General features: G+C 70.0%; 25 protein-coding genes. 13 read left to right on the forward strand and 12 right to left on the reverse strand.

Annotation, left to right across the window (positions count from 1 at the left end; genetic code table 11):
• Positions 1 to 34 precede the first annotated feature (34 nt).
• The 3 genes from LC452_RS09460 to LC452_RS09470 are packed head-to-tail and all read right to left on the reverse strand — an operon-like array spanning position 35 to position 3147.
• On the reverse strand, positions 35 to 1294 hold the full coding sequence (locus LC452_RS09460) for an adenosylhomocysteinase (protein WP_223624493.1): 1260 nt from the start codon (positions 1292 to 1294) through the stop codon (positions 35 to 37).
• On the reverse strand, positions 1291 to 2061 hold the full coding sequence (locus LC452_RS09465; protein ID WP_223624496.1) for a hypothetical protein: 771 nt from the start codon (positions 2059 to 2061) through the stop codon (positions 1291 to 1293). The genes LC452_RS09460 and LC452_RS09465 overlap by 4 nt, the downstream gene beginning before the upstream one ends.
• A gap of 3 nt (positions 2062 to 2064) precedes the next feature.
• Positions 2065 to 3147, reverse strand: a complete 1083-nt coding sequence (locus LC452_RS09470; protein WP_223624498.1) for a nucleoside hydrolase — start codon at positions 3145 to 3147, stop codon at positions 2065 to 2067.
• A 162-nt stretch (positions 3148 to 3309) separates the two neighbouring features.
• Between LC452_RS09470 and fdxA the strand changes: the two genes are divergently transcribed.
• Genes fdxA through LC452_RS09485 form a run of 3 tightly spaced genes read left to right on the forward strand, consistent with a single transcriptional unit; the run spans position 3310 to position 4776 of the window.
• Positions 3310 to 3636 (forward strand): ferredoxin, encoded by a 327-nt coding sequence (gene fdxA, locus LC452_RS09475; protein ID WP_223624500.1) that lies wholly within the window; start codon positions 3310 to 3312, stop codon positions 3634 to 3636.
• The gene (locus LC452_RS09480; protein WP_223624502.1) at positions 3633 to 4121 is read left to right on the forward strand and encodes a flavin reductase family protein; all 489 of its coding nucleotides are present in this window, start codon (positions 3633 to 3635) and stop codon (positions 4119 to 4121) included. Before fdxA ends, LC452_RS09480 begins: the two co-directional genes overlap by 4 nt.
• A gap of 25 nt (positions 4122 to 4146) precedes the next feature.
• A complete protein-coding gene (locus LC452_RS09485) occupies positions 4147 to 4776 on the forward strand; it encodes a superoxide dismutase (RefSeq protein ID WP_136056718.1) in 630 nt (209 codons plus the stop codon).
• Positions 4777 to 4879: 103 nt separating this feature from the next.
• Here the strand turns inward: LC452_RS09485 and LC452_RS09490 are convergent, their stop codons facing one another.
• Entirely contained in the window at positions 4880 to 6541 is a 1662-nt protein-coding gene (locus LC452_RS09490; protein ID WP_223624504.1) for a glycoside hydrolase family 13 protein, read from the reverse strand.
• A 114-nt stretch (positions 6542 to 6655) separates the two neighbouring features.
• On the opposite strand from LC452_RS09490, the gene LC452_RS09495 reads away from it, so the two are divergent.
• The gene (locus LC452_RS09495) at positions 6656 to 7084 is read left to right on the forward strand and encodes a DUF1761 domain-containing protein (RefSeq protein WP_223624506.1); all 429 of its coding nucleotides are present in this window, start codon (positions 6656 to 6658) and stop codon (positions 7082 to 7084) included.
• 25 nt (positions 7085 to 7109) lie between these two features.
• Here LC452_RS09495 and LC452_RS09500 read toward each other — a convergent pair whose 3' ends face one another.
• Both LC452_RS09500 and LC452_RS09505 read right to left on the reverse strand, forming a co-directional pair.
• On the reverse strand, positions 7110 to 8006 hold the full coding sequence (locus tag LC452_RS09500; RefSeq protein ID WP_223624508.1) for an SDR family oxidoreductase: 897 nt from the start codon (positions 8004 to 8006) through the stop codon (positions 7110 to 7112).
• A 65-nt stretch (positions 8007 to 8071) separates the two neighbouring features.
• A complete protein-coding gene (locus LC452_RS09505) occupies positions 8072 to 9877 on the reverse strand; it encodes a glycoside hydrolase family 15 protein (protein ID WP_223624510.1) in 1806 nt (601 codons plus the stop codon).
• Between the two features lie 195 nt (positions 9878 to 10072).
• Here LC452_RS09505 and LC452_RS09510 point away from each other — a divergent pair, with 195 nt between their 5' ends.
• Complete coding sequence (locus LC452_RS09510; RefSeq protein ID WP_223624513.1) at positions 10073 to 11332, forward strand: glycoside hydrolase family 76 protein; 1260 nt, start codon at positions 10073 to 10075, stop codon at positions 11330 to 11332.
• A 37-nt stretch (positions 11333 to 11369) separates the two neighbouring features.
• Here the strand turns inward: LC452_RS09510 and purQ are convergent, their stop codons facing one another.
• From purQ to LC452_RS09525, 3 genes are all read right to left on the reverse strand, one after another.
• On the reverse strand, positions 11370 to 12077 hold the full coding sequence (gene purQ, locus LC452_RS09515; protein WP_223624515.1) for a phosphoribosylformylglycinamidine synthase subunit PurQ: 708 nt from the start codon (positions 12075 to 12077) through the stop codon (positions 11370 to 11372).
• Positions 12074 to 12322 (reverse strand): phosphoribosylformylglycinamidine synthase subunit PurS, encoded by a 249-nt coding sequence (gene purS / locus LC452_RS09520; protein ID WP_223624517.1) that lies wholly within the window; start codon positions 12320 to 12322, stop codon positions 12074 to 12076. The genes purQ and purS overlap by 4 nt, the downstream gene beginning before the upstream one ends.
• Before the next feature lie 62 nt (positions 12323 to 12384).
• A complete protein-coding gene (locus tag LC452_RS09525; protein ID WP_223624519.1) occupies positions 12385 to 12924 on the reverse strand; it encodes an adenine phosphoribosyltransferase in 540 nt (179 codons plus the stop codon).
• A gap of 144 nt (positions 12925 to 13068) precedes the next feature.
• Between LC452_RS09525 and LC452_RS09530 the strand changes: the two genes are divergently transcribed.
• The 5 genes from LC452_RS09530 to LC452_RS09550 all read left to right on the forward strand — a co-directional run bounded on the left by LC452_RS09530 (position 13069) and on the right by LC452_RS09550 (position 18967).
• Positions 13069 to 14376, forward strand: coding sequence for an ABC transporter substrate-binding protein (locus LC452_RS09530; RefSeq protein ID WP_223624521.1), 1308 nt, complete (start codon positions 13069 to 13071; stop codon positions 14374 to 14376).
• Positions 14377 to 14472: 96 nt separating this feature from the next.
• Positions 14473 to 15528 (forward strand): carbohydrate ABC transporter permease, encoded by a 1056-nt coding sequence (locus LC452_RS09535; RefSeq protein WP_223624523.1) that lies wholly within the window; start codon positions 14473 to 14475, stop codon positions 15526 to 15528.
• Positions 15525 to 16415 carry a carbohydrate ABC transporter permease gene (locus LC452_RS09540; protein WP_223624526.1) on the forward strand — a complete coding sequence of 297 codons (891 nt, stop codon included), beginning with the start codon at positions 15525 to 15527 and terminating at the stop codon, positions 16413 to 16415. Before LC452_RS09535 ends, LC452_RS09540 begins: the two co-directional genes overlap by 4 nt.
• Before the next feature lie 5 nt (positions 16416 to 16420).
• Positions 16421 to 17851 carry a GH1 family beta-glucosidase gene (locus LC452_RS09545; RefSeq protein ID WP_223624527.1) on the forward strand — a complete coding sequence of 477 codons (1431 nt, stop codon included), beginning with the start codon at positions 16421 to 16423 and terminating at the stop codon, positions 17849 to 17851.
• A gap of 120 nt (positions 17852 to 17971) precedes the next feature.
• Positions 17972 to 18967 carry a LacI family DNA-binding transcriptional regulator gene (locus tag LC452_RS09550; protein ID WP_223624729.1) on the forward strand — a complete coding sequence of 332 codons (996 nt, stop codon included), beginning with the start codon at positions 17972 to 17974 and terminating at the stop codon, positions 18965 to 18967.
• A 91-nt stretch (positions 18968 to 19058) separates the two neighbouring features.
• On the opposite strand, the gene LC452_RS09555 is transcribed toward LC452_RS09550, so the two are convergent.
• Positions 19059 to 20123 carry a hypothetical protein gene (locus LC452_RS09555; RefSeq protein WP_223624528.1) on the reverse strand — a complete coding sequence of 355 codons (1065 nt, stop codon included), beginning with the start codon at positions 20121 to 20123 and terminating at the stop codon, positions 19059 to 19061.
• The gene (locus tag LC452_RS09560; protein ID WP_223624529.1) at positions 20096 to 20968 is read right to left on the reverse strand and encodes a DUF1266 domain-containing protein; all 873 of its coding nucleotides are present in this window, start codon (positions 20966 to 20968) and stop codon (positions 20096 to 20098) included. Before LC452_RS09560 ends, LC452_RS09555 begins: the two co-directional genes overlap by 28 nt.
• A gap of 125 nt (positions 20969 to 21093) precedes the next feature.
• Here LC452_RS09560 and LC452_RS09565 point away from each other — a divergent pair, with 125 nt between their 5' ends.
• The 3 genes from LC452_RS09565 to LC452_RS09575 are packed head-to-tail and all read left to right on the forward strand — an operon-like array spanning position 21094 to position 24128.
• Entirely contained in the window at positions 21094 to 21759 is a 666-nt protein-coding gene (locus LC452_RS09565; RefSeq protein WP_223624530.1) for a TetR/AcrR family transcriptional regulator, read from the forward strand.
• Between the two features lie 4 nt (positions 21760 to 21763).
• The gene (locus LC452_RS09570) at positions 21764 to 22528 is read left to right on the forward strand and encodes a LamB/YcsF family protein (RefSeq protein ID WP_223624531.1); all 765 of its coding nucleotides are present in this window, start codon (positions 21764 to 21766) and stop codon (positions 22526 to 22528) included.
• A gap of 4 nt (positions 22529 to 22532) precedes the next feature.
• Positions 22533 to 24128 carry an urea amidolyase family protein gene (locus tag LC452_RS09575; RefSeq protein ID WP_223624731.1) on the forward strand — a complete coding sequence of 532 codons (1596 nt, stop codon included), beginning with the start codon at positions 22533 to 22535 and terminating at the stop codon, positions 24126 to 24128.
• Here the strand turns inward: LC452_RS09575 and LC452_RS09580 are convergent, their stop codons facing one another.
• A complete protein-coding gene (locus LC452_RS09580; RefSeq protein WP_223624532.1) occupies positions 24129 to 25484 on the reverse strand; it encodes a uracil-xanthine permease family protein in 1356 nt (451 codons plus the stop codon).
• Positions 25485 to 25574 lie beyond the last annotated feature (90 nt).

The raw sequence follows: 25574 nt of genomic DNA on the forward strand, positions 1-25574 counted from the left end.
CGGATCCGGTCTCTCGGTACGGGCGATTCGAGGCTCAGGGGGCGATGTCGCGGGGGATCCACGACGTCAGGTAGTCGCGCTGTGCGTCCGAGACGGCATCGAGCCCGCCGCGGAACGCGCCGAGAGCGAGCGCCGCCACGCGGTCGTCGGCTGCCGCCGGAAGGATGTGGACGGTCGGGGAGAGAGTGCCGCGCGACGCGAGCAGGTGCTCGACCGCGGCCAGCTGGATGCCGAAGGACAGGTCCATGACCTGGATGGGGTTGCCCTCGGCTGCACTCACGTTGATGCAGTGACCGTCGTCGAGCACACGGATCCGGCGGCCGTTCGGCAACCGCAGCACGGAGATCGCCCCCTGTCGCGCGACCTCCTCCGCCCCGGCCTCGCGGGCGTTCAGCAGCGAGATCTCCTGGAACGCGCCGCCGCCGACCGCGACCGCGGCGCCGTCGGGCAGTCGTTCGAGGTGCGCGGCGGTGACCGTGTGCGCGATGCCTGTCGTGGAGATGAGCACGTCGGCGTGCCCGGCGGCATCCGCCAGCGGTTCGACCGCGTACCCGGCGAACACCGCCTGAAGGGCGGCGACCGGATCGACCTCGGTCACGGTCACGCGTGCGCCGAGGGCTGCTGCATGGCGGGCGACACCGCTCCCGACCCGTCCGAATCCGACGACCACGACGTCGATCCCGGCCCAGGGCTCGTCGAGCAGGTCGGCGACCGCCAGCACGACCGACTGCCCGGTGCCGTGCGCGTTGTCGAACAGCGACTTCGTGCGTGCGTCGTTCGCGGCGATGATCGGGATGCGCAGCTCGCCCAGCCGCTCCATGGTGCGCAGCGGCCGCACGCCGCTCGTCGTCTGCTCGGTCGCGCCGGCCATGGCTGCCAGGATGTCGGGGCGCGCGGTGTGCGCGAGTCGGATGGTGCCGGCCCCGTCGTCGACGATCACGTCCGGATGATGGTCGAGCAGCGCGAGCACGTTGTCGCGGTCATCCGCCTCCGTCGCGTTCCGCTGCGCATAGGTGGGGATGCCGGCGTGCACGAGCGCCGCGGCGACCGCGTCGTCGGTGTCGCGCCCGACGCAGGAGACCACGACGTCGGCGCCCGCTTCGGCGAGCAGCAGGGCGACCGTCGCGGTCTTCGGCTCGAGAACGTCGGACACGGCGATGCGGACCCCGCGCACACGACCCGAGTCGGTGAGCTCGGCGGCGATCGCGGTCGTCGCGGGCATGAACTCCCGCGCCCAGGCGATGCGCTCGGCGCCTTCGCGCCACAGGGTGGCATCGGCGATGCGGCCGGTCATGCGAGCACCAGCTCGGCGAGTCGAGCGTCGGCGGCGTCCGTGCGCGTGTGCAGGATCGACAGCGCGACGAGCAGGTCGGCGAGACGATTCGGCCGATCGGGTGCGCCGTCGCCGGCGTCGAAAGGACCGGGTGCTGCGGTCACCCAGCTGTGCGCCCCGACGCGGCGCACGAACGGCCGCACCTCTTCGCCGGCGGACGCGGTCAAACCGGTGGAGTCGATCGAGGCGTCGATCGCGACCGAGCCGAACGTGGCCGGATCGAGCGGAGCGTGACCTTCCCCGGTGGTGATCACCAGGTCGGCCGGAGGCCAGGGCGCGGTGGGGGTAGTGATGCGCAGACCGCCGAGATGGGCGCGCAGCCGTGCGAGCGCGGCGTCCGCAGCGCGCACGACCCGGGTGCCGCCCGAGGAGAGCGCGTCGGCGATCGTCTCGGCGATCGGGCCGTCGCCCACCACGAGGGCGGTGGCGGCAGGGAGGACGAGGTTCGTGTGCCGGGCGAGCGCGCGCACGATCTGCTCCGAGCGGGCGTGCGCGAGAAGCGTCGAGAACCCGGCGCCGTCGCGCGGGTCGACTCCGGTGTCGTCCGAGGTGATCGTGATGCCCCAGGTCGCACGCGCCGTCTCCGCCGGTGCCGCAGGCAGGGCCGGGAAACGCCAGCCGATGACGCTGCGGTCGGAAGAGGGATGCGCCGACGCGGCGGCCGCCGCGAGCAGGAGGCCGCTCGGTGGCCGATCGTCCGATGCGAAGGCGCGCAGATCCTCCGGCATCGGTCAGTCCTGTCGAACGGCCGCGCGAGAAGCGCTGGAAGGGCCCGATTGCGGCCACGCCGCGGGGGCCACTCGCCCGGCGGGGTCGAGCGCCGGACGGCTGCGTCCGTAGGTGAGCGCGTGCAGGAAGCGACGGCGGAACTCCGTCAGGTCGAACGAGGTGATCGCGCGTGTCGACGGGCCGTCGGGTGTGCCCCAGGCCAGCGGCAGTCCTTCGGCCGTCAGAGCGACACGGGTCGCGAGCGATCCGGCGGCCGGGGTGAAGTCGACCGGGCCCTCGACCCAGCCCGTCACGATCTCCGGCCGGTGCAGGATCACCGAGGCGAGCCCGTCGTGTGCTGCCGAGATCCGTCGTCCCCACTTGTACTGGTAGAAGTCGTTGTACGCGTCGAGGATCGTGCCGGCGAACTGCGCGGCCGGCAGGTCGGACCCGAGCAGGGTCGCTGTCACGTGCTCCTCGAGCAGCGCCTGTGACGTGACGTTCACGCCGACCATGATCACGTTGCCGCGATTCACGGCCCCGAAGACCCGCTCCGCCGCGGCGCGGTCGTTGTGCGTGTTGGCGTCGGTGACGGTCGGGGTCCCCGCAGCCGGGTAGGGACCTGCGCCGCCCATGATGACGACGGAGCGGAACTTGAGGAACAGCTCCGGGTCCTTCTCGAGAGCGAGGGCGATGTTGGTGAGCGGGCCGAGCGGATGCAGGTCGATCTCGCCCGGGTTCTCGTTCGCGATCCGCACCAGGTAGTCGGCCGCCGATTCCGCTTCGAGTGTCGCCTCCGGGCGCACCAGCCCGCGGTCGCCGAGTCCGTCATGGCCGTGGACGAACCAGGCGATCGAGGCATCGCCCTCGAGCGGTGCCCCCGCTCCTCCGTAGATCGGGATGCCGGTGGCATCGGCGACATCGAGCACGTAGGCGACGTTGCGCGCGGAGTCCTCGACCGTGCAGTTGCCGTACACCGTCGTGATGCCGACGATCTCGACGTCGGGCTGAGCGAGCAGGTACAGCAGGGAGTGGGCGTCGTCGATTCCGGTGTCGGTGTCGACGACGACCCACTGCTTTCCGGGGGCGAAGCGGGGTGAAGGCATGAACGGGCTGTCCTCCGTGGTCAGGGTCTACCGCGACGCTAGGACCCCGAAGCATCCGGTCGCATCTCGCTGTGCAACATGCGGTCATGCGCGTCTGCCGATTTGACCTCAACAGCGGTTGAGGTTTTACGTTGGAGTCATGACCCGGACGAAGAACACTCGATGACCTATGTGATCGCGCTGCCCTGTGTCGACGTCAAGGACAAGGCCTGCATCGACGAGTGCCCTGTCGACTGCATCTACGAGGGCGAGCGGTTCCTGTACATCCATCCGGACGAGTGCGTCGACTGCGGCGCGTGCGAGCCGGTGTGTCCGGTGGAGGCGATCTACTACGAGGACGACCTTCCCGACGAGTGGCAGGACTACTACAAGGCCAACGTCGAGTTCTTCGATGAGATCGGCTCTCCCGGCGGCGCCGCGAAGACCGGGGTCTATCCGTTCGACCACCCCATCATCGCCGCCCTCCCGCCCCAGGGAGCGCACGCATGAACCCGCTCCCCAGCGAGGTCGGCGAGGGGCTGAAGGCGGCGTTCCGCGCGCACCCCGCAGGTGTCGCGATCATCACGGCCGCCGGCCCCGACGGCCCGGTCGGGCTCACGGCGTCGAGCGTCTCCTCCGTCGCGGTCGACCCGGCGGCGATCGCCTTCTCGGTGACGAGAGCGACCGGCAGCGCGGGGGCGATCCTCGCCGCGGAGTCGTTCGTCGTGCACCTCATCGACGACGAGCACTCCGCCCTCGCCGAGGCGTTCGCGATCAGCGGCAGTGAGCGCTTCACACCGGCCCAGAGGTGGAGCACTCTGCCGACCGGTGAGCCGCACCTCGCCGAGGCCCGCGTCGCGCTGCGGTGTCGGCCCATCCAGACGGTGCCGGTCGGCTCGTCGACCGTGGTCATCGCCGAGGTGCTCGAGGTGATCCCGGGAACCCCCGGTCGCCCGCTCGTCTACTTCGACCGCCGCTTCCACCCGCTTCCGTAGAACCCACCTCTGAAAGGAAGACGCCATGTCTGCTCTCTACACTCTCCCCGAGCTGCCCTACGACTACGCGGCGCTCGAGCCGCACATCTCCGGCAAGATCATGGAGCTGCACCACTCCAAGCATCACCAGGCCTACGTGACGGGGGCGAACACCGCGCTCGAGCAGCTCGCGACGGCCCGCAGCGCCGGCGACCTCGCGAACGTCAACAAGCTCGAGAAGGACCTGGCGTTCAACCTCGGCGGCCACATCAACCACTCGGTGTTCTGGCAGAACCTCTCGCCCGAGGGCGGCGGAGCTCCCGAGGGTGAACTCGAGGCCGCACTGGTCGACGCCTTCGGCTCGATCGACGCCTTCCGCGCGCACTTCACCGCGACCGCACTCGGCGTGCAGGGCTCCGGCTGGGCCGTGCTCGCCTGGGACAGCGTCGGCGCGCGACCGGTCATCTTCCAGCTCTTCGACCAGCAGGGCAACGCCCCGCTCGGCGTCACGCCGCTGCTGCAGCTCGACGTCTGGGAGCACGCCTACTACCTCGACTACCTCAACGTGCGCGCCGACTACGTCAAGGCGTTCTGGAACCTCGTGAACTGGCCCGACGTGCAGGCTCGTCTGGCCGCCGCGCGCACCGCGACCGCAGGGCTCATCGTCGCGTCGTGACCTGAGCGCGGCTCGACTTCTGCGGCCATTCCGAACTGCTGCGGCCTGAGCCGCCCGGAATGGCCGCAGAAGCTGTCATCGGCCGCAGAAGTCCGGGCGCCGATCAGGCCGTCGTGTACCAGGCGGCCGTGTCGACGGGCAGCGTCGTGCCCTCGAGCGGCTGGCTCGACAGCACGACCTGCGCGCCGGCCGGCAGCTCGAGGGGTGCAGTGCCCAGGTTCGCCACGACGAGGACGTCACCGCGGCGGAACGCCACGGCATCCGCTCCCGCGTCTTCCCACACCAGCGAGCCACTGCCGAAGCCGTGCTCGCGGCGGGTCGCCAGCAGCTGCTTGTAGAGCGAGAGGGTCGAGGTCGGGTCGGCCTCTTCGACGTCGCGCGCGTAGCTCGCCCACGAGGCCGGCTGCGGCAGCCACGAGGCTCCGGTGTCGTTGAACCCGAAGGCCGGGCCCTCGGCGGTCCAGGGCAGCGGCACGCGGCATCCGTCCCGTCCGTAGCGCTCGCCGTTCGTGCGGAACCAGGTCGGGTCCTGGCGGAACGCGTCGGGGATCTCCATCGCCTCGGGAAGCCCGAGCTCCTCGCCCTGGTACAGGTACGAGGACCCGGGGAGAGCGAGCATCAGAGTCGTCGCGGCGCGGGCACGCGCCAAGCCGATCGCGGCATCCGGCTTGTCAGGAGTGTTCGGGCCGATGCCCTCGCCCTGCGGGTTGTCGGCCGTCAGGGCGAGGCGGGTCGCGTGCCGCACGACGTCGTGGTTCGAGAGCACCCACGTGCTCGGGGCGCCGACGTCGCCGAAGGCGTCGAGCGACTCGCGGATGACGTCGCCGAGCGCCTTCGCGTCCCACGCCGTCTGCAGGTACGGGAAGTTGAACGTCTGGTGCATCTCGTCGTGACGCACCCACAGCGCGGTCTTCTTGAGCGTGGGCAGCCAGGCCTCACCGCACAGCGCGCGGTCGCCCTCGTACGCGGCGAGCACCTCGTGCCAATCGCGGTAGATGTCGTGCACGGCATCCTGACCCCAGTACGGCACGTTCGCCTCGGCGCCACCCATCGAATCGGCGTCGGCCGGGGGCGTGTAGTCGGGCAGACCGTCGGCCTTGATCATGCCGTGCGCCACATCCACGCGGAAGCCGTCGACGCCGCGGTCGAGCCAGAAGCGCAGGATCGAGCGGAACTCCTCGCGCACCTCTTCGTTGTTCCAGTCGAAGTCGGGCTGGGTGGGGTCGAAGATGTGCAGGTACCACTGTCCGGGTGTGCCGTCGGCCTCGGTGATGCGCTCCCACATGCCGCCGCCGAAGACGGACTCCCAGTTGTTCGGCGGGAGCTCGCCGTTCTCGCCCTTGCCGTCGCGGAAGATGTACCGCGCGCGCTCGGGACTGCCCGGTGCCGCCTTCAGGGCGGCCTGGAACCAGGCGTGCTGCGCAGAGGAGTGGTTGGGTACCAGGTCGACGACGACGCGGATGCCGCGGGCATGGGCTTCGGCGAGCATCTCGTCGAAGTCGGCGAGGGTGCCGAACAGCGGGTCGACGTCGCGGTAGTCGGCGACGTCGTAGCCGGCGTCGCGCTGCGGGCTGGTCATGAAGGGACTCAGCCAGATCGCGTCGACGCCGAGGTCTTTCAGCGAGTCGAGCCGTGCGGTGATGCCCGGCAGATCGCCGATGCCGTCGCCCGAGGCGTCGGCGAAGGAACGGGGGTAGATCTGATAGATGACGGCGCTGCGCCACCACTCGGAACCGGGGGCTGCGATCTGCTCGAGCTGTGCCATGGGACCAGGCTACAGGCCCGCCAGCGCAGGAATCGAATCGGTTCGATCGCACCAAGGCCGTTCCGGATCGACCGCCAGGAGTAGCCTGACGGCATCCGATTCGAGGAGGCAAAGATGGTTCCCGAGATCAACTACTGGGCGGTTCTGCTGGCCACGGCGTCGAGCATGCTCGTCGGCGCGATCTGGTACACCCCGAAGGTGTTCGGCACGCGCTGGGCGAAGCTCGCGGACGTCGACATGGACCGACCGGCGGCGACCGCGGTCTGGCCCATCATCACGACCGTCATCGTGAGCTTCATCACCGCCTGGGTGCTCGCCGGAGCGTCCTCGATCGCCTGGCACTTCTACGGCGGACCGTTCTTCTGGGGCACCGTCGTGACCGGCGTGACGCTGTGGGCCGGGTTCACGGCCGCGCGGTTCATCACGCACGACGCCTTCGAGGGTCGTTCGACGAAGCTGACGACGCTGAACATCGCGCACGAGCTGGTGACCGTGCTGGTCATGGCCGTACTGATCGGGGTCTGGCCGCCCGCACTCGGTTAGGAGCGTGGCGGCCAGACCGCGCAGATCAGGGAGTCGGCATGCCGCCGTTGACGTTCAGCGTCTCGCCGATGACGTAGCTCGACTCGGCCGACGCCAGGAAAACGTAGGCGGGTGCGAGCTCGGCGGGCTGCCCCATGCGCCCGAGGGCGGTCTGCTCGCCGAACTCCGCAAGCTTCTCCTGCGGCTGTCCGTCACTGGGCTGCAGCGGCGTCCAGATCGGTCCCGGGGCGACCGCGTTCACGCGGATGCCCTTCGGAGCGAGCTGCTCGGCCAGACCCTTCGTGAAGGCGTTGATGGTCGCCTTCGTCGAGGCGTAGTCGACGAGTATGCCCGACGGGGCATATGCCTGGATCGACGTGGTGTTGATGATCGCCGAACCGGCGGGCAGGTGCGGCAGCGCGGCCTTGGTGATCCAGAACATCGCGTACACGTTGGTCTTGAACGTGTCGTCGAACTGCTCGTCGGTGATGTCGGTCAGCGACTCCTGGTAGATCTGCTTCCCGCCGTTGTTCACGAGGATGTCGATGCCGCCCAGTGCCGACACGGCATCCGAGACGAGCGACCGGCAGTACTCGGGGTCGCGGAGGTCGCCGGGAAGGGTCGCGACGTTCGCGCCCGCCTCGCGGAGGATGCCGGCGATCCGGGCCGCGTCCTCCTCCTCTTCGGGCAGGTACGAAAGCGCGACGTCGGCGCCCTCCCGGGCGAAGGCGATCGCGGTGGCGGCGCCGATGCCCGAGTCGCCACCGGTGATGAGCGCCTTGCGCCCCGTGAGACGGTCGCTGCCGCGGTAGCTCTCCTCGCCGAGGTCGGCCTTCGGGGCCAGGTCGGCGTCGAGCCCGGGCTCGGGCATGTGCTGCTTCTCGGGCTCGATGTCCGAGTAGAGCTCGGCGGGGTTGACGAAGGTGTACTGGTCACGGGACATGGGGTGTCCTCTCCTTGTTTCCTTGTGGTCGGTCGGTCGGTCGGTGGCTGGTTCGGGCTCGGCGCTCATCGCGCGCCGAGCAGTTCTTCGGGGACGATGTCGCGGATCGTCATGGCGGCCGAGAGGAAGGCGAGATGGCTCAGGGCCTGCGGGGTGTTCCCCCACGCGGATCCGTCGTCGGCGTCGATCATCTCGGCGTAGATGCCGACGTCGTTCGCGCGCCCGACGAGATCGTCCATCAGGGTGAGCGCCTCCTCGTGCCGACCCACGCACGCCAGGGCCTCCACGCGCCAGAACGCGCACGCGACGAAGGTCTTCTCCTCGGCGGCCGCACCCGTGTACCGGTACATCAACGATCCGGCGCCGACGTCGTCGGTCAGGGCATCGATCGTCGATGACATGCGCTCGCCCCGGTCGAACCCGCTGGGAGCGTGCAGGAGCACCGAGGCGTCGAGCTCGTCGGTGCCGGCGAAGAACACGTAGGCGCTGCGCTCCGCGGACCAGCAGTTCTCGTCGATCCAGCCCCGGATGCGATCGCGCTCCGCGCTCCAGCGTTCGGGACTGCCCGGGATGACGCCGGCGTCTGCGAGCGCGACGGCGTCGTCCAGCGCCTTCCAGCAGCCCATCTTCGACGACGTGTAGTGGCGGAGCTCGGCGAGCTCCCACATGCCGGAGTCCGGGTTGCGCCACAGATCGCAGGTGCGGTCGGCCATGTCGGCGAGCAGACGCGCCGTGCCTGCGTCGAGGATGTTTCCCGCATCGACGTAGGTGCGGCAGATCGCGAGCAGGTCGCCGTAGACGCCGAGCTGCAGCTGGCCGCTCGCGGGATTCCCGGTCACGACCGGTCCGATCCCGCGCCAGCCCGGCACGTCGTACTCCTTCGGCTCGGGCACGAGATCTCCGTCGAGCGTGTACATGACGTGCAGTTCCGGGCCGTGCGCGCGGATCGTGCGCAGCAGCCACGACAGGGCGGCGTGGGTCTCCTCACGCAGTCCGAATCGCACCAGCGCATGCGTGCTGTACGCGAGATCGCGCACCCAGGCGTGGCGGTAGTCCCAGTTCTTGCCGCCCTCTGCGCGCTCCGGGAGCGAGGTGGTGGCTGCCGCGGCGATGCCGCCGGTCGGGCTGTGGATCAGCAGCTTCAGGGCGAGAGCGCTCCGCTGCACGTGCTTCTCCCACGGTCCGTCGTACGAGAAGACCGATGACCAGTGCTCCCAGTTCGCCACGGTCCGGTCGACACCGACGTCGACGTTGTGGGGATCGGGGAAGTGCAACGGCTCATCATGGGTCGACGCCAACGCCAGCAGATGCCGGGAGCCCGGGGAGGTCGTGAAGGCCCCGTCGAGCAGCGGTCCTGTCGCGCCGTCGGGGTCAGGGCGCTTCGGGCCGTGGTCGAAGCCCACCACGACGAACGCCGTCGCACCGCTGCGGATCACGGTGCCGTGCGGGGTGCTCTCCATCCACGGTGCGGCGGTCTGCAGGGAGGACCCCGGATGCACGCGCCACCGCATCGGCACCTCGCCGATGACGCCGTCCACCCGACGGGCGAGCTCCGCCCACGGCAGGCGGCCGGCGACACCGGAGACGAGGGCATCGGTGACACGCACGGTGCCGGCATCCGTTCGGAACGTCGTCTCCAGGACGTTCGTCCCGGGGATGTATCGGCGTTCGCTCTCGAACTCCGCCGTCGGCTGGAGTTCCAGGCATCCGCCTGTGTCCTCGTCGAGCAGACGTGCGAACACGGGCAGGTCCGTCAGCTCCGGCAGCGGCAGCCAGTCGATGCTCCCGTCGAGCCCGATCAGTGCCACCGTGCGCCCGTCGCCGATCGGCGCGTACGAGGCGAGCGGACGATCGGAGGGAGCGGGGGGCATGCCCTCATCGTGCGCCGAGCGACCTCGTCGGGCAAAAGCCTTGACGGCTCCGCGCACGGTGCTATACGCGCACGCCCGAAAGAGGCGGAAATCATAGACTTTCGCCTCTATTCCGCGGCCCGCCGCGCATGACAAGCTCCAGAGGCGGCCTCTGGTCGCCCCGTGCGACTCGTCACTCCCCACCGAAGGCTTTCCATGTCCGGTTCTCCGCGCCGCTCGGCCCCCTGGGCGATCATCGCCGCGCTCGTCGCCGCGGCCGTGTTCACCGGGGCGACATCCGCTGCCTCTGATGCCGGCTCGCCCGGGGAGGAAATCGTGCCCGAGAGCATCGATGCCGCACAGTCCGTCGAGCTGGCGTACGAGTTCCTGGATGCCCGCGTCGACGAGTTCTGCGACTCCGCCGACCGCTGCCTGCCGCGCAGCTATCAGGGCGGATTCTTCACCACCCCGAGCTGGGACTTCACGCCCTCGTTCGTCTACGACGATGCGCTCGTGGTCATCGCGTACACCGCCCGAGGGCTGCCGGAAGACCTCCGTCGCGCGCAGACGATCGGTGACACGCTGCTGTTCGTGCAGGACGAGGATCCGATCGGCGACGGCCGCGTCCGCACGTCGTACGAGCCACACGGCATCCGGCAGGGACGGGTGGAGATCACCGGTCCCGGCACCTTCACCGGCAACCAGGCGTGGGTGGGCATGGCCCTGACGCGCCTGTTCCACGCGACCGGCGAGCAGAAGTACCTCGACGGTGCGCTGCGGATCGGCGAGTGGGTGCAGACGAACACGGCCGACATGGTGCGCGCGCCCTACGGCTACACCGGTGGCCAGACCGACGACGGCACCTCGCTCGTCTGGAAGTCCACCGAGCACAACAGCGATCTGGCCGGGTTCTTCACGCAGCTGGCGCAGGCCACCGGCGACTCGGTGTGGGCGGACCGGGCCTCCGTCGCCGCGGGCTTCGTCGCGGCGATGCAGAGCGCGGACGGCCATGTCGACACCGGCACGCTCCTCGACGGCTCGACCGTGAACACCCATCCCATCCCGCTGGACGCGCAGACCTGGAGCTCACTCGCCACGGGGGACGCCCGCTACGGCGCGGCCCTGGACTGGACGCTGGCGAACCTGATCGCGACGGACGGCCCGTACACGGGACCCTCGATCAGCAACGTCGACGTGTCGAAGGCCTGGTTCGAGGGCGGCGGACACCTGGCACTCGCGCTCGAGCTTCGCGACGCACCCGGAGACGCGGATCGCGTGGACGACCTGCTGGGAAGCATTCGGCAGGCACAGCTCGACGCGCCGAACGGCGACGGCAAGGGCATCGTGGCGACGTCGAACGACGGCCTGGACTCGGGCTTCGGCGACCTGTACTACGCCAGCCTGCACACGGGCACGACGGCCTGGTACCTGCTCGCGGCGGCCGGGGACAACCCGTTCCGCCTGCCGGTCGACTGAGCGCCGGTCGGCTGAGCGCCGGTCGACGGGGCGGCGGTCAGGCCGCGACGCGGGCGACCGCGGCGACCGCGCTCGTGAAGAAGGCGAGTCCGTCGACACCGCTGCGCATCGCGACCGCGGTGTCGGGGCCGAAGCCGGGCTCGGTGGCGTGCTCGGGGTGCGGCATGAGCCCCACGACGTTGCCCGCCTCGTTCGTGAGACCGGCGATGTCGCGCAGCGAACCGTTCGGGTTCACTCCGGCGTAGCGGAACGCGACCAGGCCTTCGCCTTCGAGACGGTCGAGCGTCGCGTCGTCGGCGATGTAGCCGCCGTCGCCGTTCTTCAGCGGGATGACGATCTCCTGGCCCGTGCGGAATGCGTTGGTCCAGGCGGTGTCGGAGTTCTCGACGACGAGCTTCTGGTCGCGGCGCACGAAGTGCTGGTGGTCGTTGCGGATCAGGCCGCCGGGCAGCAGGTGCGCCTCGACCAGCATCTGGAATCCGTTGCAGATGCCGAGGATGGGCATGCCCTTGGCCGCGGCATCCTTCACCTCGGCCATGATCGGCGAGAGTGCGGCGATCGCCCCGGCTCGCAGGTAGTCGCCGTAGCTGAAGCCGCCGGGGAGCACGAGGGCGTCGACGCCCTCGAGGTCGTGCGAGCCGTGCCAGAGGGCGACGGGCTCCGCGCCGGCGATGCGCACGGCGCGCTGCGCGTCGCGGTCGTCAAGCGATCCGGGGAAGGTGACGACGCCGATGCGCACAGTCATTCGACGACCTCGACACCCACGACGTCTTCGATCACGGCGTTGGAGAGCACCTCGTCGGCGACGCGCCTGGCCTCGGCGAGCAGCTCGTCGGTGACCTCGCCCTCGACGGTGAGCTCGAAGCGCTTGCCGATGCGGACGTCGCTGAACCCCTCGACGCCGAGACGGGCGAATGCTCCCGAGACGGCCTTCCCCTGCGGGTCGAGCAGTTCGGACTTGGGCATGACGTCGACGACGATGGTGGGCATGAACGGCTCCGGAAGTCGCGGGAAGGCTGGCGCCCTCAGTCTACCGGCCCGCGCGCGACGCCTTACGCGGGGTCTGAGTGGAACACGGTGTGCAGGTCGCCGATGGCCGCGCGGCCGCCGAGGCCGTCGATCTCGAACAGCACCGAGATGCCGGCGACGTGGCTGCCGAGGCGTTCGACGAGCTCGCGCCCGGCGGCGAGCGTGCCGCCCGTGGCCAGCACGTCGTCGATGAGCAGCACGCGGGATCCGGCGGGCAGGTCGTCGTGCATCTCGATCGTCGCGGTGCCGTACTCGAGGGCGTAGTCGACGGATGCCGCGGGCCGCGGCAGCTTGCCCGCCTTGCGGATCGGGATCAGGCCGACCCCCGCCGCGATGGCGGCTGCTCCGGCCAAGATGAACCCGCGCGCCTCGATGCCGGCGACCACGTCGAACTGGCCGGCGAAGGGCTCGATGATCGCCTCGGTGGTGACGCGGAGGGCCTCGGCGTCGGCCAGCAGCGGCGTGATGTCACGGAAGACGATGCCGGGTTCCGGGTAGTCCGGGATGCTGCGGATCAGTGAGGCGGCGCGGACGAGGGCGGGGGAGAGCGGAGCTTCGGGCACCGGGCAAGGCTACTCGCTCTGCCGTGCTTGACATCCGTGGGAGCGCTCCCATATAGTGACGTCTCAGTTCGTGGGAGCGCTCCCACGACTTCCCGAAGCACCATCTGCATCACATCGCACGACCCGCACACAAAGGAGTGAACCGTGAACACACGTGCCCGCAACCGGATCCTGGCGACTGCCGCCGTGGCATCCGTCTCCGCCCTCGCCCTGGCCGGATGCTCCGGCAGCACCGGCCCCGCCGAAGGGGGCGGCGACGAGGACGTCACGCTGACCGTCACCACCTTCGGAACCTTCGGATACGAAGACCTCTACAAGGAGTACGAGAAGGCGCATCCGAACGTCACGATCGAGGCGACCAACATCGACACCGGCGGCAACGCCCGCACCGACGCCTTCACCAAGATCGCGGCGGGCTCCGGTCTCAGCGACATCGTCGCGATCGAGGAGGGCTGGCTCGGCGCGGTCATGGACGTCTCCGACACCTTCGTCGACCTGCGCGACTTCGGCATCGAGGACCGCAAGGCCGACTGGGTGGACTGGAAGTACGGCCAGGCGACGGACGCCGAGGGCCGCGTCATCGGCTACGGCACCGACATCGGCCCGAGCGGGATCTGCTACAACGGCGCCGCGTTCGAGGCGGCGGGACTGCCGAGCGACCGGGAGTCGGTGGCGCAGCTGCTCGACGGCGACTGGGAGAACTACTTCGCCGTCGGCGCCGAGTACACCGAGAAGACCGGCAAGGCCTGGTACGACCACTCCGGCTTCGTGTGGAACGCCATGGTCAACCAGCTCGACGAGGGCTACTACACCGCCGACGGCGAGGTGAACGTCGAGGACAACACCGAGCTCAAGGAGCGCTTCGAGCTGCTGGGGGCTGCGACCGAGGGCGGCCAGTCCGCCGCACAGACCGCGTGGGACTGGAACGGCGGCAAGTCGTTCGTCGACGGCACCTTCGCGACCTTCGTCTGCCCGGGCTGGATGCTGGGCGTCGTGCAGGGTCAGGTCGAGGCCGGCGGCGGCGACGCGGCGACCGGGTGGGACTTCGCCGACGTGTTCCCGGGAGGGGCGGCCAACTGGGGTGGCGCGTTCCTGTCGATCCCGGAGAGCTCGCAGCACCAGGAGGCGGCCGCCGAGCTCGCCGACTGGCTGACGCAGCCCGAGCAGCAGGTGAAGCAGTCCGCTGCAGCGGGCAACTTCCCCTCCACGGTGAAGGCGCAGGAGACGCTCTCCTCGGAGGCGACGCCGAACGCGTTCTTCAACGACGCACCGACCGGAGCGATCCTCGCCGAGCGCGCCAAGGGCGTGGTGGCGCAGTTCAAGGGCGCCGACGACTCCGTCATCCAGGAGAACGTCTTCGGTCCGGCCCTCAGCGGGCTCGACCGTGGTGAGACCGACACCCAGGGTGCCTGGGACCAGGCGATCAAGCTCCTGAACGAGCTCGTCGACTGACATCCCCTTCCGGTCGCAGTTCCTGCCGCCTCCACCCACGGTCGGCGGCAGGAACTGCGACCGGAACTCCTCGGAATCCCGGGACAAGGACACCCCATGACACTCACCGCCCCGCCTGCGGAGCAGCAGCGCGCAGCATCCGCAGAGAAGACGGATGCCGCGCCCACGCGCCCCTGGCATCACCGGCTCTCCCGGTTCGACCAGAACGCCTCGCCGTACCTCTACATCTCGCCGTTCTTCCTGCTGTTCGGGCTGGTCGGCCTGTTCCCGCTGCTGTACACCGTCTGGGTGGCGGTGCACGAGTGGGACCTGCTGAAGGGTGAGGGCGAGTTCGTCGGCGTCGGCAACTTCGTCGAGATCCTCGGCGACTCGATGTTCTGGAACTCGATCGGCAACACCCTGAGCATCTTCCTGCTGTCGGCCATCCCGCAGCTGGCGGTCGCTCTGGTGATCGCCTATCTGCTCGATCGCGGACTGCGCGCGCCGACCTTCTGGCGGATGAGCGTGCTGATCCCGTTCGTCGTCACCCCGGTCGCGGTCGCGATCATCTTCTCGAGCATCTTCAACGAGGCCGACGGCCTCGCCAACAACCTGTTGAACCTCATCGGCATCGCCGACCAGGAGTGGAAGCACAACACCGCCCTGTCGCACATCGCTATCGCGGTGATGGTGAACTTCCGCTGGACCGGCTACAACGCCCTCATCCTGCTCGCGGCGATGCAGGCCGTGCCGCGTGACCTGTACGAGTCCGCCGCCCTCGACGGCGCCGGTGCCGCTCGACGTTTCTTCTCGATCACGATCCCCACGATCCGCCCGACGCTGATCTTCGTCATCATCACCGCCACGATCGGCGGGCTGCAGGTCTTCGCCGAGCCGCGGCTGTTCGACGTCTCGACCGCGGGCGGCATCGGCGGCAGCGACCGCCAGTTCCAGACGACGGTGCTGTTCCTCTGGGAGCTCGCCTTCTTCCGGCGGAACCTCGGCGAAGCATCCGCCGTCGCCATCCTGCTCTTCCTGCTCATCGTGGGCATCGGCGTGATCAACTTCCTGATCTCCCGGCGCATCGCCACCGGCAGCGACCCGACGAACCGCGCCGCGCGCCGTCGCTCCCGCTCGACGAGCAGGAACTCGACCAAGGAGGAGGCGCGATGACCGCCACCCAGGCTCTCAGCGTGCCGGAGAAGATCCGCCGCCGCCGCACCACGACGGGCGGGAACGCGGGCATCGGCAGCCGCCCCGGCTTCCTCACCTACGGACTGCTCGCCGCCTTCATCATCGGCAGCGTGTATCCGCTGTGGTGGTCGGTCGTCGTGGCCAGCGGCACCAATGCCACGCGTGGCGAGACGCTGCCGCTGGTCCCGGGCGGGAACTTCCTCACGAACGCGGCCAAGGTGTTCGACGCCATCCCGTTCTGGCTGGCGCTCGGCAACTCGTTCCTCATCTCGGGAATCATCACGATCTCCGTCGTGACCTTCTCCACCCTCGCCGGCTACGCCTTCGCGAAGCTGCGCTTCAAGGGCCGCGAGGGACTGATGATCTTCGTGATCGCGACCATGGCGATCCCCACGCAGCTCGGCATCATCCCGCTGTTCATGCTCATGCGCGAGCTCGGCTGGACCGGGTCGATCGGCGCGGTCATCGTGCCGACGCTGGTCACCGCCTTCGGGGTGTTCTTCATGCGCCAGTATCTGGTCGACGTGATCCCCGACGAGCTGATCGAAGCCGCTCGGATGGATGGCGCGAACCAGTTCCGCACGTTCCTGACCGTCGGCATCCCCGCCGCGCGTCCGGCGATGGCCATCCTCGGTCTCTTCACGTTCATGACCGCGTGGACGGACTACCTGTGGCCGCTGATCGTGCTCTCGCCCTCGAACCCCACCCTGCAGACGGCTCTCAGCCAGCTGCAGTCCGGGTACTACATCGATTACTCGATCGTGCTCGCGGGTGCCGTGCTCGCCACCCTCCCGCTGCTCGTGCTCTTCGTGGTCGCCGGGCGACAGCTGGTCAGTGGCATCATGGCCGGCGCGGTGAAAGGATGACCCGTATGACGCGTGCCTTCCCCTCGGACTTCCTCTTCGGCGCGGCGACCGCGGCATATCAGATCGAGGGAGCCGCCTTCGAGGACGGGCGCACCGCGTCGATCTGGGATGCGTTCTCGCGAGTGCCCGGTGCGGTGATCGGCGGAGACACGGGCGATGTCGCGTGCGACCACTACCACCGCTACTCCGACGACGTCGCGCTCATGAAGGACCTCGGGCTGCAGACCTACCGCTTCTCGACCTCGTGGTCGCGCGTGCGGCCGGACGGCGGTGCGGTGAACGCGAAGGGCGTCGACTTCTACGAGCGCCTCGTCGACGAGCTTCTCGGCGCCGGCATCCTGCCCTGGCTGACGCTCTACCACTGGGACATGCCGCAGGCGCTGCAGGACGCGGGGGGCTGGACGAACCGCGACACCGTCGACCGGTTCCTCGAGTACGCCGGCACGATGCACGACGCGCTCGGCGACCGGGTGAACGTGTGGACCACTCTGAACGAGCCGTGGTGCTCGTCGTTCCTCTCCTACACAGGAGGCGAGCACGCGCCGGGGCACACGAGCATCGCGGAGGGGCTGCTGGCCTCGCACCACCTGCTGCTCGCGCACGGCGCGACGGTGCGCGAGCTGCGCGGCCGCGACGCGTCGCTCAACCTCGGGATCACGCTCAACCACACGGTCGCCGACCCCGCCGACCCGCAGAACCCCGCGGATGTCGACGCCGCACGCCGCGTCGACGGGCAGTTCAACCGCTGGTTCCTCGACCCGATCTACCGCGGGGCGTACCCGGCCGACATCGTCGAGGACATCCGGGCGGTGGATGCGGATGCCGTCGCGCGATTCGAGTCCGCGATCCATGCGGGCGACCTCGAGACGATCGCGCAGCACATCGACACGCAGGGCGTGAACTACTACCACGGTGACCTCGTCGCGGGAGAGGCGCCGGCGGAGCCCCCGGTCTCCGGAGGCCCCGCGACCGAGCGGCCCACCCGCAGCCCGTACCCCTCGAGCGACGGCATCCACTCCGTCGAGCGCGGGCTCCCGCGCACCGCGCAGAACTGGGAGGTGCAGCCCGAGGGGCTGACCCGCCTGCTGCAGCGGGTGTGGACCGAGTACGCCGAACCCGCCGGAACCGTGCTCTCCATGACCGAGAACGGCGCGGCCTACGACGACGTCGCGGTGGTCGAGGAGGGTGAGACGCGCGTGCACGACGCCGACCGCGCCGAGTTCCTGCGCCTGCATCTGGGAGCCGTGCTGGATGCTGTGGATGCCGGTGTCGACGTGCGCGGCTACTTCTACTGGTCGCTGTTCGACAACTTCGAATGGGCCTGGGGCTACGACAAGCGCTTCGGCATCGTGCGCGTCGACTACGACACGCAGGAGCGCAGTCTCAAGGACTCCGGCCGGGAGTACGCGCGCATCATCGCCGGCCGCAGTCTCTGACCCGGCCGCTCGAATCGCGCGAATGGTCGCCTCAGGGCCGGAAAAGCGACCAGTCAGGCGATTCGAACGGGCCTCGGGGCCGATCAGACAGAATAGGGCGATGGAAGAGTGCGCACGATGATGTCGCCCCGAGCGACCATCGAAGAGGTGGCGTCCGCCGCCGGGGTGTCCCGGTCGACGGTCTCGCGTGTCGTGAACGGGTCGACGGCGGTGAGCCCCGAGGCCCTCGCCGCCGTGCGGGCGGCGATCGACGAGCTGAACTACGTGCCCAACCGCGCCGCACGCTCACTCGCCTCCCGGCAGACGCATGCGATCGCGCTCATCGTGCCCGAGGACACGAACCGGTTCTTCGGCGACCCGTTCTTCGCGGCCATCGTCGCGGGGATCACGGGCAAGCTCGGCGGCTCGGACTACCTGCTCAACCTGCTCATCGCGAGCGACGACCCGGGCGACAAGATGACGAGCTTCGTGCGCAACGGCGGCGTCGACGGCGCGCTGATCGTCTCGCACCACACCAGCGACGCGTTCATCGACCGGATCGCGGATGCCGTGCCGGTCGTCTACGGCGGGCGTCCGGTGCGCCGGCGCGAGGCCGACTACGTCGTCGACGTCGACAACGTCACCGGTGCGAAGAACGCCACCCGTCGTCTGGTCGACATCGGCCGCACGAAGATCGCGACGATCTCCGGCACGCCGACCATGGTGTCGTCGATCGACCGCATGCAGGGGTTCCGGAGCGTGCTCGCGGATGCCGGGCTGCAGGCGTTCGCGGAGGAGGCCGGCGACTACAGCGAGGGCAGCGGCGCCGAGGCGATGCGCCGCATCCTCTCCGCCGGAACGCCCGACGCGGTGTTCGTCGCGAGCGACCTCATGGCCAGGGGAGCCCTCACGGCCCTGCGATCGGCGGGGCTGCGGGTGCCGGAGGATGTGGCACTCGTCGGCTTCGACGACTCCTCGGTGGCGGTGTCGACCGAGCCGCAGCTCACGACGATGCGCCAGCCGATGTACGCGCAGGGCGAGGCGATGGCGGGAGTGCTTCTGGCACGACTGGCCGGCGAGGACCCGGCGCACACCACGATCCTGCCGACCGAGCTGGTGGTGCGCGCCTCGGCGTAGCGGGCTCGAGTTCGCGGCACGGGAGAGATGAACACGGCTGTGGCCCTGGCGCCCCCTCCGGGCCAGGCCCACAGCCGTGGGTATGTGGGGCTCAGCCGGAGCCGAGCGTGCGCAGGATGTCGCCGCCGAAGAGCGAGAACGCCGTCACCCCGGCCGACAGCAGCAGCACTCCCGCCGTGCCCGCGACGGCGAGGATCGAGATCCCGCGGCCGCCGAGACGCTGTCCGCGGAGCCCGACCGAGACGCCGGCACGAGCGGCGATCTCACCGGCGTCGTCGTCGCGGTACAGCTCCGTGCGCGCGGCGAAGCGGCGGTGGAACTCCTCGGCGAGCGTGATCGCCGCGGCCATGGTGTCCGCCCGATCGAACCGGGTGCTCGCCGGCAGGTACACGTAGAGGCGATCGGAGACGAGCTCGATCTCGGCACCCGAGCCGAGGTCGAGCACCCGCGCCATCAGGTCGGGCGTGAAGATGTACAGCGCATCCTGCTGGTAGCCCTCGGGAACGATGAGCCGGAACGTCGAGGCGAACTCGCCCTCCAGATCCATCCGGGCAGCTCCCCGCCCGAGGCCCAGCGTCGGGATGATGCTGCGCCGCCTGTTCGCGAGCACGATGTGGGGCACCGACGTCGGGAGCGGGAGTTCGATGAAGGCGAACGGCCGCTGCACGGTCGCCCGCTCCTGCCCGCGCGACACCGAGTGATGGATGCCGAGTTCGAACGGCATCCGCTCGTCTTCGGACGCCACGACCGCACGCTCCTGCCCGCGCAGGACCCGGGTGAACGCGGCGCCCGGCCGTCGGGTGTGCTCGAGCGTGTCGGCGTACGCCCAGCCGTTCTGCCACGCGAAGGCCGCGATCTTGACGCGCCTGCTCAGGCCGACGGAATACCAGAGGAACCCGACCGCGGCGAGCACGGTGTACCCGACGACGAACACCCCGAGGATGGGAGCCACGGCGAGGATGTCGGTGCGACCGAGGAACCACAGCCCCACCAGCATCGCCGCCGCGAACAGCAGCACGGCGAGGAGGATCGCGACGAAGCGACGGTGCGGCGGTATGCGGCAGGTGCGCTCGTAGGCGAGGATGTCGCGGAATCCGGCGCTGCGTCGCAGCGGTTCCAGGTCGACGGTCAGCGGCTCCATGACAGCGTCGCCCACGGGCCGTTGCGCTTCTCGGTCGCGGCGGCCTTGAAGTCCGACCAGCCGTCGCCGAACTTCTCGAACGACTTCTCGTCGACGCTGCCGTCGCTCCAGTGCATGACCCGACCGGCGATGTAGCTCAGCCCGAAGTCCGCCCACGAGGCGAAGTGGGGACGCGCGTCCACGTTGATCTGATGGATGATCGTGCGGGCCTCGGCGACGTCGGCATGACCGAGCGCGACACCCCAGGTGGTCATCGCGACGGCCTGGCCGATGGCGTAGCCGTCGAGCGTCCTCACGAAGAGGCCGGGGGCGACGATGTCCTTGCCGACCCGCTTGCGCACCTCGGACTCGATGTACTCGATCGCGGTGACGAAGGTGCGCGCGTCCCGCTTGTCGCCGCCCTCCTCCGCGATGGCCGCGAGCCATTCCTTGGCCTTGGGCGCGCGTCCGAGGCGCTCGGCCACGCCGGTGCGGACGGCGAGGTAGAGCGTCCACATCTGACGCCGGCGACGGTCGGTGGTGAGGCGCTCGATGTTGTCGAGCCAGTCCTGCCGCGAGTGCACGCCCCACTGGTCGACGAGCACGGACTTCTCCCGGGCGCCCAGGCCGGAGGCGGTCGGGTCGTTCCAGGGTCCGGACGGGAGGTTCGTGATCTGCAGGAATCCCAGCGCGATCTCGTTCGCCTCGGCATCCGTCGTCGAGAACTGCTCCGACGGCTTCACCTTGGCGTCGGGCAGCAGCCAGACCACGACGAAGAACAGCACGATGACGCCGATGATCGCCCAGAACCACCACTGCTCGATCAGCCAGCCGATGATCGAGCCGAGGTCGTTGAAGTCGACGCGCGCGAGAGAATGCATGTGCTGCTCCTGGGAGGGGTGAATCCGTCGCCGTTCATAGATTGAACGAACATTCAGTGAGTAATCTATACGGCACGGGGAGGATTTCGGAAGATTCAGATCGCGACGCAGGAGGTGGATGCCGCATGGCACGCTCCGATGAACGGAACCGCCTCGCGCGCGAGCGCGCACGGGAGGCGCTGCTGCAGGCGGCGATCGAGGTTTTCAGCGAGCGCGGCGTCGCGGGCTCCAGCATCGCCGCGATCACGCAGCGAGCCGGCGCCGCTCAGGGACTGGTGAACTACCACTTCGGCGGCAAGGACCAGCTGGTCGCCGCCGTCATCGACCGCTGGTTCGAGACCGTGCTCGGCTTCGCCCGCGTCGACGGGACGCCCGACGAGGCGCTCGCCGCGGTGATCGACGGAGCGCTCACCGCCACGGCCTACGCGCTCCCGCTGCAGCGGGCCGTCCTCGCGATGCAGCAGCAGCCCGCGACTCATCGACTGTTCGCGGAATCCGAGGCCCGTCACGAGGCGGCCGCGTCGGCGGCGGAGGATGCCGTACGCGAGCTGTTCCGCGCGCGCGGCGCCGAAGACCCGGCGCTCGAGGAGATCATGCTGCGCAGCACCCTCGAGGGCGTCTTCGTGAAGTTCGCGGTCTTCGGCGAGACCTTCCCGCTGGAGGATGCGCGGCGGTGGATGCACCGCCGGTACGGACTGCCCGAGCCGACGACGCCGATCGCTCCGCCAGTGCGCCTGCACGATGGCGAGCGTCGCCCGCGGGCGACGGGGATACTGGACTCGGGAGCGTGATCGCATGGTTTCGATCGACCTGAACTCCGACCTCGGCGAGAACGTCCCTGGCCGCATCGTGAGCGACGACGCGAGCATGCTGCGCCTCGTCACGAGTGCGAACGTGTCATGCGGCTTCCATGCCGGCAGCCCCGAGGGCATCCGCGAGACTCTCGCGGCGGCGGTGCAGGGCGGCGTCGTCATCGGCGCGCACCCCGGCTACCGCGACTATGAGAATTTCGGACGCATCGCGGTCGACATCGACTCGGCCACGCTGCAGGCCCATGTCGAGTACCAGCTCGGCGCGCTCATCGGCCTTGCGGCGGCCGTCGGCGGGCGGGTCGCGTACGTCAAGCCGCACGGAGCGCTCTACAACGCGATCGCGCGGGACGAGCGGCAGTCGAAGGACGTCGTGGCGGCGATCCGCGCGATCGACCCGAGCCTCGTGCTGTTGGGGCTGTCGGGCGCAGTCGTGCTCGATGTCGCCGAACGGGCAGGGCTCGTCGTCGCCGCCGAGGCCTTCGCGGACCGCGCGTATCAGCCCGACGGACGGCTCGTCTCGCGCGCCGAGCCGGGTGCCGTGCTGCACGATCCCGCGGCGGTCGCCGAGCGCATGGTGCGCCTCGCCTCCGACGGTGTGATCCGGGCGATCGACGGCACCGACGTGCCGGTGGTCGCGCAGTCGATCTGCGTGCACGGCGACAGTCCGGGTTCGGTGGCGATGGCGGCTGAGACCACGCGGATGCTGGAGCGCGCGGGCGTCGCGATCGCGCCGTTCGCGCCGGTCTGACGTGATGCGCATCCTGACGGCATCCGATCGCGCGCTTCTCGTCGAGGCGTCCGACCTCGACGAGGCGATGCGGCTGAACCTCGCGTGGGACGGGCTGCCCGGCGTGGTCGAGCGCATCCCCGGCGCCCGCACGGTGCTCATGCGCTTCGATCCGTTGCGGGTGTCGGCTGCCGATCTCGCCGCGGTGCTGTCGGCGACCGAGGTCGACACCGCGTCTCTGCCGGGCGCCGGTGCGGTCACCGTGCCGGTGCACTACGACGGCGAAGACCTCGACGAGGCGGCATCCCTGCTCGGCGTCTCGGCGGAGGAACTGGTGAACCGGCACCTCGCCGCCGACTGGCGTGTCGCGTTCTCGGGCTTCGCGCCCGGATTCGGGTACGTGGTGAGCAGCGATCCCCTCTTCGACGTGCCGCGTCGGTCGTCGCCGCGCACGCGCGTGCCCGCCGGATCGGTCGCGCTCGCCGGACAGTTCACCGGGGTGTACCCCCGCGCGAGCCCGGGCGGCTGGCAGCTCATCGGCCGCACCGACGCGGTGATGTGGGACATCGACCGCGATCCGCCGGCGCTGCTGTCGCCCGGCGCGGCGGTGCGGTTCACGCACGTGCGAGCGCAGGCGCGGGTGTCGGAGAACGGAGACGATCGTGAGCCGTCGCGGCCTGTCGCCGCTCGGCACGCCGCCGCGGAGACCGATGCTTCCGGTTCTCCTCCCTCGACCGCCGTGCCGGCCGTCGAGATCGTGCGCGCGTCACTGCCGTTGCTGGTGCAGGATGCCGGACGCCCGGGCTATGCGGCGCTCGGGGTCTCGGCATCCGGAGCGGCGGACCGCCGGGCGATGCGCGACGCCAACCGCGCGGTGGGGAACGCGACCACGGCCGCGGTGCTCGAGAGCGTCGGGGGAGCCGTGCTGCGATTTCGCGGTGCCGGCGTCGCCGCGGTCACGGGAGCGATCGGCGCGCTCACCCTCGTCGAGGCCGGCGGTGCCGTTCGCGCCGTCGTGCACGGGGCACCCTTCGCCACAGTCGACGGCGACGAGCTGACCCTCGGGCAACCGGACCGCGGGTTGCGGTCCGTCATCGCCGTGCGGGGCGGGATCGATGCGGAACCTGCCCTGGGGAGCCGGTCCGCCGACACGCTCGCCGGTCTCGGTCCGGGGGCGCTCGCAGCGGGCGCCGTCGTTCCGGTCGGGGGTGCCGCGCCGCATCCGGTCGAGCCGGAGGCGGTGCCCCGCGACCTTCCGGCCTCCGGCGAGCTCGTGGAGCTCGAGATCACGCTCGGGCCCCGCGACGACTGGTTCACGGCCGCCGCGCTCGACACCCTCACCGGCCAGGAGTGGACGGTCACGCCGCGTTCCGATCGCGTCGGCATCCGCCTTCAGGGCGATGAGCCCTTGGAGCGGTCGGTCGGCGGGGAGCTGCCGAGCGAGGGTGCGGTGACCGGCGCGCTCCAGGTGCCACCCGACGGGCAGCCGGTGCTGTTCCTCGCCGATCACCCGCTCACCGGGGGCTACCCGATCATCGGTGCGCTCACCGACCGCGGCCTCGACCTCGCGGGTCAGCTGCCCCCGGGCGTGCGCCTTCGGTTCCGCATCGCGGCATTGTGACTACGCGGGGTCGCCGCCCAGCGGACCGACCGCCTCGAGCGGCTTCGGGTCATCGGCGCCGGTCTTGCGCGCACGGGCGATCGCGTTGCCCACGTGGTAGATGAGGAGCGCCGCGACCGTGCCCAGCACGATGCCGCCGAACGCGAAGTCGCCGAGCTGCATCGAGAACCCTGCGATGCCGATCACGAGCGAGACCGCGGCGGTGTACTGGTTCACGGGGCGCGAGAAGTCGACGCGGCTGTCGACCCAGATCTTGATGCCGATGATGCCGATGAGCCCGTACAGTGCGGTGGTCGCACCGCCCAGCACGCCGGCGGGGATCGAGTTGAACACCTCGCCGACCTTGGGGGAGAAGGCCAGCAGGATGGCGAAGAGCCCGGCGACCCAGTAGACGGCGGTCGAGTAGACCCGGGTCGCGGCCATGACGCCGATGTTCTCGCCGTAGGTCGTCGTGCCCGAGCCGCCGAAACCGCCGGCGATCGTGGTCGCGACGCCGTCGGCGATGAGCGCGCGGCCGGTGTGCTTGTTGATGTCGGGGTTCTCGGTCATGCTCGCGACGCCGCGGACGTGTCCGACGTTCTCAGCGACGAGCACCAGCACGACCGGCAGGAACATGGCGATGGTCGACCAGGTGCCCGGCGCGATGAAGTCGGGGAGCTGGAACTGCGGCAGGCCGATCCACGGGGCATCCGAGATCAGCTCCGCGGGCGTCTTGCCGCCGCGCAGCTCGTTCGGCACGCTGAACGAGCCGGTGATGGCGGCGTACACGAAGCCGACCGCGACGCCGAGGAAGATCGAGATGCGGCCCAGGAAGCCGCGGAACAGCACCGCGAACAGGATGATCGCGACGAGAGTGATGGTCGCCGTGACCGGATCGATCTGGAAGTTGTTCCAGGCGGTCGGGGCGAGGTTGAAGCCGATCAGCGCGACGATCGCGCCGGCGACGACCGGGGGCATCAGCGCGTCGACCCAGCGGAGACCGGCGAACTGCACCACGAGCCCGACGACGGCGAGCAGGATGCCGACCGCGACCACGCCCGCGAGTGCCGAACCCGTTCCGCCGGCGGCGACGGCGGCGGTGATCGGGGCGATGAACGCGAACGAGGACCCGAGGTAGCTGGGCAGCTGGTTCTTCGTGATCAGCAGGAAGATCAGGGTGCCGAGACCGCTGAAGAGCAGGGTGGTCGACACGGGGAACCCGGTCAGGGTCGGCACCAGGAACGTGGCGCCGAACATGGCGACGACGTGCTGGGCGCCGATCGCGATCGTCGCCGGCCAGCTCAGGCGCTCGCCGGGGGTGACGACGGCGCCGGGCTCGACCGTGCGGCCGTTTCCATGCAGCTTCCACAGGGCCATGCGGGCTCCTCAGGTTCGGGGGATGTCGCGCGGGGGAACGCGACAGTGCTGGAGCCACCCTACCGATTCCTGAGTGTTGGCTGGATGCCT

Origin of the sequence: Microbacterium sp. EST19A, from assembly GCF_019969685.1 — a bacterium.
Taxonomy (GTDB): domain Bacteria; phylum Actinomycetota; class Actinomycetes; order Actinomycetales; family Microbacteriaceae; genus Microbacterium.